The organism is Kitasatospora sp. NPDC098663 (assembly GCF_044760075.1).
Lineage (GTDB): Bacteria > Actinomycetota > Actinomycetes > Streptomycetales > Streptomycetaceae > Kitasatospora.
The window spans coordinates 181,254-187,317 of sequence record NZ_JBIWAP010000010.1 but is presented as its reverse complement, the minus strand read 5'-3'; the positions used below and the strand labels follow the sequence as shown (position 1 = coordinate 187,317).

The window sequence follows — 6,064 nt, the reverse complement described above, 5'->3', positions numbered from 1 at the left end:
TCGACAGCCCTGTCAACGTGCTCAAGGACAACAACGTCACCATCGCCGACGACCTCACCGTGGGAGGCGAGATCTTCGGCGAGACGACGCCACCGTCCTGATCCGCAACACGGGATATCCGAGCAGCCACCTGAACAGCACCGGATCCTTCACGAACGCTGCCCAGGAGCGCACCCCGGAACTGGCGCCGCACCGCGCTACTGACCTCGGTGGTGCGGCGCCTGGAGGCCGCCGCGATCGACGACGCGCTGGACGTGTTCGCGCTGCTGACGCAGGTGAAGCTGCTGAACGTTAGCGAAGCGGGCCACGGACAGGACTGGCTGGCGCCCCGGCCCCGGCCGGCGAAGGCGTCGCGCACGGTGCAGGCGGTGTACCGGCAGACGCGCCGGGCGCTGGCCGGCCGGTGCAGCACGGTGCGGCCGTTCCTCTCGCTGCTGGGCGAGTCGAACGCGCTGGGGGCGGCGGGTGCTGAAGGCGGTCAAGCGGTTGCCCGAGCTCGCGCGGCGCAAGGTGAGGGCTACGCCGCTGGTGCCCCGCGAGGTGGACCAGAAGCTGGTGCCGCCGGCGTGGAAGAAGGCGATCTCTCCAACCCCGACCCGCCGCCGGGCGCCGTGGAGCGGCCGGTGATGGTGGCGACCGACAACGCCTCGTATGACGACATGGTCTTCGGGATCTTCAAGATGCTGGGCTTCCGCTTCGCGCCGCGCTTCCGCGACCTGGCCGACCAGCGGTTCTGGCGTGCCGACATCCCCGGCGAGCAACCGGCCGGCGGCTACGGGCCGCTGGAGGCGATCGCCCACAACAAGGTCAACCTCAAGAAGATCCGCGAGTAGTGGCCCGACATGCTGCGGGTGGCGGGGTCGCTGATCACTAACCAGGTCCGCGCCTACGACCTGCTGCGGATGTTCGGCCGCGAGGGCCACCCCACCCCGTTGGGGCAGGCGTTCGCCGAGTACGGCCGGATCGAGAAGACCTTCCACCTCTTCGACCTGGTGGACGACACCTACCGGCGCCGGATGAACTGCCAGCTCACCGTGCAGGAGTCCCGACACACCCTGGCGAGGGCGATCTGCCACGGCAGGCGCGGGCACATCCAGCAGGTGTACCGGGACGGCCAGGAGGACGAGTTGGCCAGCCTCGGACTGGTCCTCAACGCCGTGGTGCCGTGGAACACCCGCTACCTGGATGCCGCGGTCGAGCAGCTGCGGGCGCTGCCCGCCGAAGCGCGCGAGCACGATGTTCTGGACGAGGACGTCGCCCGCCTGTCCCCGCTCAAGGCGGTCACCTGAACGTGCTCGGCCGGTACGCTTCACCCCCTCCCAGCCCGAGGGCGCCCTGCGTCCGCTGCGCGACCCGGACGCGGCGGACGACCACGACCAGGACAACGAGTAGCCCCGGCGGCCCAACCGCGAGGAACGGGCGGGCCGGGGCGTCGTTGAGCCGGTACGCGGGCCCGAGTACAGAAAGCTACGTCGGGTTGCTGGAAGGCAGCGCCCGCACCCTCGGAGGAATGTTGAGCATCTCAGCCGCACTCAATACGGGGTGCCGGTAAGAACCGTGTCACCGGCCGCAAACGGCGGTGACGCAGAGCTGGGCCTGGCGGCGCTGCTCGGCCAGAAGCCGGGCGCGTAGATCGTCAGCGGTCGATGCTGGCCCGTACGGTGCGTACGAGATCGGCGTCGTCGCGCATGACCTTGGGGACCGCGGCATCCGCGCGGGTCTGGCCGTGGTCTTCGCCGCACGGGCAGACGCTCCACCCGTCCTTCTCGATCTTGTTCGCGACGCGTTCCAGGATCTGCACGGTCTCGTCCAGGACTGCGGCCGGGACGGGCGCGAGGTCGCGGTCCAGCTCGGCGATGGCGGAGCCAAGCTCGCAGATCAGGTCGATGGCGTGCTGTGCGGTGCGCGAGTCGCCGTTGCTGGTGGCGTACTTGGCGGCCTGGGCCAGGGCCATCAGGGGGCGTCCAGTGACGGTCCGGTCGGTGGTGCGGTTGTCCAGCCGGAAGGGCCGGATGCCGTGGGCCTCTTCGGAGCCGTCGGTGGACTCGGCGCCGGCCTTGGCGATCTGGTCGGCGATGACCGAGGGGTCGATGTAGCGCAGGGCAGAGCGGGGCTGGATATCCATGCGCTCGGCGTCGGTGTTGACCGCGTGGGCGAGCACGTTGCGCACTCCGACGGGCACGACGTCCAGGCCGCGGGTGAGCAACTCGGCCTCGGTCTGCGCAAAGAGGGTTTTGAAGCCCTGGGTGTTCTGGATGTCTGCCACGGCGTCGAGCCTACGGCCCAGGAGCTGATCGGGCGTGGCCCGACGCCGGGACGTTCCGGGATGACGGGGGTGCCGGTCACGCGGTGAACGCGGTCTGTCCCGTGGCCGGTTGGATCGTGGCGGCGGACGCCGGGCGGGGCCGGGGGATGTCGTCGCTGCTCTGGAGAGTCGCGAAGTCGGCGTGGGCAGCCTCGACGGCCTCGGGGTACACCTCCCGCTTCTCGTGCTCGGCGAGCGCCCGGTAGATGCTCGCCAGGCTCGGGTTCTGGCCCTTGCGCTTGCCGGTGGCGATCCACAGGTCGGGGCGGATCTGCTCGACCGACTCCCCGTGCGCCTTCCGGCGGAGCACGGTGTGCAGCATGTCGTCGGTGATGACCTGGGGCCGGCCGCCGTGCTTGCCCTTGCGGGCCGCGGCGTCGAGCCCTTCCAGCGTGGACTCGCGGATGTTCTCCCGCTCGGTCTCGGCCATCGCGGCGAAGAACGCGAACAGCAGTCTGCCGTGCCCGCTCGGGTCGTACGTTCCTGCCAGGGGTCCGGCGAGCATCTCCAGGACCAGGCCGTGGGCAGTCAGGTGGTCAGCGAGCGCGGTGAGTTCGGCAGCGTCGCGCCCGAGGCGCTTCATCTCGTACACGGTGAAGATGACCCGGCAGTGCGGGGCGTGGGCCTTGATTTCGCGGGCGGCGGCGAGAGCGGCCTCGAACTGCGGGCGCACCCGCACCCGGGTGCTGATCTTCTCGCTGAAGATTTTGTCCCTTGGGATGCCGCGCCCGGCGAGCGCGTCGAGCTGCGACTGGAGTTCCTGGGTGAGCGTCGAGCAACGGGCGTAGCCGATGCGGATGTCCGCGCTCGGGGTGTCGTCGGCGATGGGCGCCGGCGGTGGGGTGCCGGGGCGCCACGGCTGTCCCGGTCCCCGGTCGGCCGGGGTCGGCACCCTGAGCCGCTTGGCGAGCCGGGGCACCTTCTTGAACCGGCCGGTGTGGTAGATCCCGGCGACCGCGCCGCCGCGCGAGCGGCATGGCGAGCCGGGCTCGGCCGCGCAGCGGGGGCAGGGGTGGCGCTCGACATCGTCCGCGTCGGCCGGGGAAGGTTCTTGAGGGTCCGTCATGACCCAGGATCTTGTCACAAACAATTCTCAGAAGGGGGTGGACCACCAGTTTGCGTGAGAACTTGTTCTGAGAACCGATCCGAGATCAATGGCGCTTCGGCGGCTCGTTTCCGGTCTTGCTCCGGGAAAGGAACGTTTCTGACAGTACAGCGACGCGTGGCCGTGGGCCGCAGATCATGGCCGCCGCCAACGAAAAGCCAGAACGGTGGCTGGGCCGCGGAGTACGTTCGGACGTACGGGGTGCGGCCCTGGCCATCGGGGCCGCGACGGGGGTCGCACCCCGACAGGGCTTGCCGATCGGTAAGGGAGCTGCCCGCGGCTTGAGCCTGGCTCCCTCCTGTGGGTGGACCCGGGGCCGGCGAACCAGTCCGGTTCACCGCCGACGTCGCGCGGTTCTGCTCCCGACGGAGGGCCGGAGCCGTGCGGCTGGGCTTCAGCTCAGGAGCGCAGGCCGTCCTTCCAGAAGGAGAACACAGGGTCGGGGGCGTCGCCGTGGTACCGGCTGGTCACGACCATGGCCTTGCCAGCCTCGTATTCCTGCTTGCCCTTGCCCGTGACGTAGAACTGCAGGTCATCGAAGTAGGACAGCAGCTCCTTGACGCATCCCTCGGCTCGCAGCCGGAAGGCGTTCCCATCCTTGCCCTCCTCCCTCAGGCTGTCGCGGACGTTCTTCTCGTACGCGCGGAAATACGCCTGGAAGTCTTTCTTGTCCATGTGGATCTCCTCGAGCCCGATGCGACGCACCAGATCGAATTCGTCCGACTGTTCCAGCCGCACCGCCTGCACTTCGAAGACCGCCTCGCCATGACGCCCCCCTTCCAGGAGGGTGTCGGCATCGGTGAGCAGCTCGTCGCCGGTGAACCTGTCGCTGTAAACGGTCATTGCTGTACGTCCTTCCAGACACGACAACTCTCCCTCCATCATCGACCGGGACGGCAGCCATGCCCGGGAAGACCACCCCCCGAAACAAGCCACATCGCGGAGCCCGGGCCTGGTGGTGTTGGACATCACCGTCCGGGCCGTCATGGCCGCACTTGAGGACCGGTGGGCTACCTCAGGCGTCGGCCCGGTGCGCCGAAATCCCGGCGAGCCGCGCGTCCGGGCCCGGATCTACGCCGACGTCCTGCGCCGGACGGGACGGCCCGTGCGAGGAGCGTGGGCAAGCCTGCGCGAGGGGTTTGCCCAGGGTCGCCAGTGGGCCTCGCGGTGCGTGGCCACGATGACTGGTGGTGTGGCTGGACGCGCGGGCCTGGACGACCGGGGAGGGGCCGAAGGTGCTGTTCGTCGCGGCGGTGGGGTGGCTGCGCGAGCGGCGGGTGCTGCTGCCGGGGGTGAGCTGCTTCGCCCGGCTGGTGGCGTCGGTGCGGGAGGCGGCGAACCAGCGGCGCATCGACCGCACCGCCGACTACGGGGCGTTCAACGAGGCAGCCCGCGGCCGGATCGACCTGGAGCGCATCGAGCGGAACTGGGAGGATGTGCTGCGGATCATCGGCTCCATCCACACCGGCGCGGTGCGGGCCTACGACGTGATCCGCATGCTCTCGCGCGACGGCCGGCCGACGGTGCTGGGCGACGCGATCGCGCACTACGGCCGGATCGCCACGACCCTGCACATCCTGCGCCTGGCCGACGAACCGTCCTACCCGCCAGATCAAGGCCCAGGCCAACCTCCAGGAGAGCCGCCACGCCCTCGCTCGGAAGATCTTCCACGGCCGCGCCGGGCAGCTCTACCAGCACTACCAGGAGGGCATGGAGGACCAGATCGGCGCGCTCGGCCTGGTTCTCAACGCTTTGGTGCTGTTCACCACCCCTACATGGACGCCGCCGTGGTCCGGCTCCGGGCCCAGGGTTTCGACGTGCGCGATCAGGACGTCGCCCGCCACTCCCCGTTCGTGCGGCACCACGTGAACATGCTCGGCCGGTACAGCTTTCTGCTGCCGGAGATGCCCGGCGGGCTGCGGCCGCTGCGCGACCCGGACCGGGCCGAACAGGGGTGAGTGCCTGTTCCTCCCCCGGTACGCCGGGCGCGCAGCAGGCAGCCGAGTCACCGTGCGGCACGCTCCGTATGTGAACAAGTGCTTAGAGTAGTCTCTGGAGAGGTGCACCTCACTCCCCTCAGCCGAACGGAAATCCCTGTGACCGCAACCAAGCCCACAGTCCTCTGGTTCCAGACCAGTTCCACCATCAGCGCCACGGATGCCGTGACGCTGAACGTCGAGATCGCGGACGTGGATGCAGTATCGGTCCAGTGCGATGCCACCTCCACGTCCTTGACGTTCAAGGCCCGCGACGCCAACGGTCACGAGTACGCCTTCGAACTGGAGTTCTTCGCCGAGATCGAATCTGAGTGGGTCGAGAACAAGGCCAGCAGGCACGGCCTGTCGGTGACGCTCCCCAAGCATGCAAAGGGGCAGAAGTACTGGCCCCGACTGACGAAGAGCACAGAGCGGCCCTCCTTCCTCAAGGTTGATGCGGCCCGCTGGATCGACGAGGACGGCGAGGGGGCCAACGAATTGGCGAACGACGACGGCTTCTTGGACACCCTGCGGTAGGCGGCGACGCCGGTAGGCAAGGGCGGTCCACACACCGGAGAACGCCCGGGCCTGAGACAGGAGGCAGGGGCCCGCTCCTGTTCCTCGTTGTCCGTCGGCCTCGCACCATCGGCGATCGGACCGGGCGGGCGCGCACGGCGC

4 protein-coding genes and 4 pseudogenes are annotated in these 6,064 nt (G+C 69.4%); 5 read left to right on the top strand and 3 right to left on the bottom strand.

Going from position 1 to position 6,064, the window contains the following annotated elements:
* Positions 1–617: 617 nt before the first annotated feature.
* A pseudogene (locus ACIQVZ_RS13815) lies at positions 618–1,392 on the top strand (Tn3 family transposase); the annotation flags it as partial.
* Positions 1,393–1,636: 244 nt separating this feature from the next.
* Here ACIQVZ_RS13815 and ACIQVZ_RS13810 read toward each other — a convergent pair.
* The 3 genes from ACIQVZ_RS13810 to ACIQVZ_RS13800 form a co-directional block, all read right to left on the bottom strand.
* Positions 1,637–2,266, bottom strand: coding sequence for a hypothetical protein (locus ACIQVZ_RS13810; RefSeq protein ID WP_402449775.1), 630 nt, complete (start codon positions 2,264–2,266; stop codon positions 1,637–1,639).
* Between the two features lie 76 nt (positions 2,267–2,342).
* Positions 2,343–3,371 carry a recombinase family protein gene (locus ACIQVZ_RS13805; protein ID WP_402449773.1) on the bottom strand — a complete coding sequence of 343 codons (1,029 nt, stop codon included), beginning with the start codon at positions 3,369–3,371 and terminating at the stop codon, positions 2,343–2,345.
* A 438-nt stretch (positions 3,372–3,809) separates the two neighbouring features.
* Positions 3,810–4,253, bottom strand: a complete 444-nt coding sequence (locus ACIQVZ_RS13800) for a hypothetical protein (RefSeq protein ID WP_402449771.1) — start codon at positions 4,251–4,253, stop codon at positions 3,810–3,812.
* Between ACIQVZ_RS13800 and ACIQVZ_RS13795 the strand changes: the two are divergent.
* From ACIQVZ_RS13795 to ACIQVZ_RS13780, 4 genes and pseudogenes are all read left to right on the top strand, one after another.
* Positions 4,252–4,488, top strand: a pseudogene (locus tag ACIQVZ_RS13795) (DUF6207 family protein); the annotation flags it as partial. The gene ACIQVZ_RS13800 and the pseudogene ACIQVZ_RS13795 sit on opposite strands and share 2 nt — an antisense overlap.
* A 109-nt stretch (positions 4,489–4,597) precedes the next feature.
* Positions 4,598–4,723 (top strand): annotated as a pseudogene (locus tag ACIQVZ_RS13790) (DUF4158 domain-containing protein); the annotation flags it as partial.
* A 33-nt stretch (positions 4,724–4,756) separates the two neighbouring features.
* Positions 4,757–5,368 (top strand): annotated as a pseudogene (locus ACIQVZ_RS13785) (Tn3 family transposase); the annotation flags it as partial.
* 138 nt (positions 5,369–5,506) lie between these two features.
* Positions 5,507–5,923, top strand: a complete 417-nt coding sequence (locus tag ACIQVZ_RS13780; RefSeq protein ID WP_402449770.1) for a p23/wos2 family protein — start codon at positions 5,507–5,509, stop codon at positions 5,921–5,923.
* Positions 5,924–6,064: the final 141 nt, after the last annotated feature.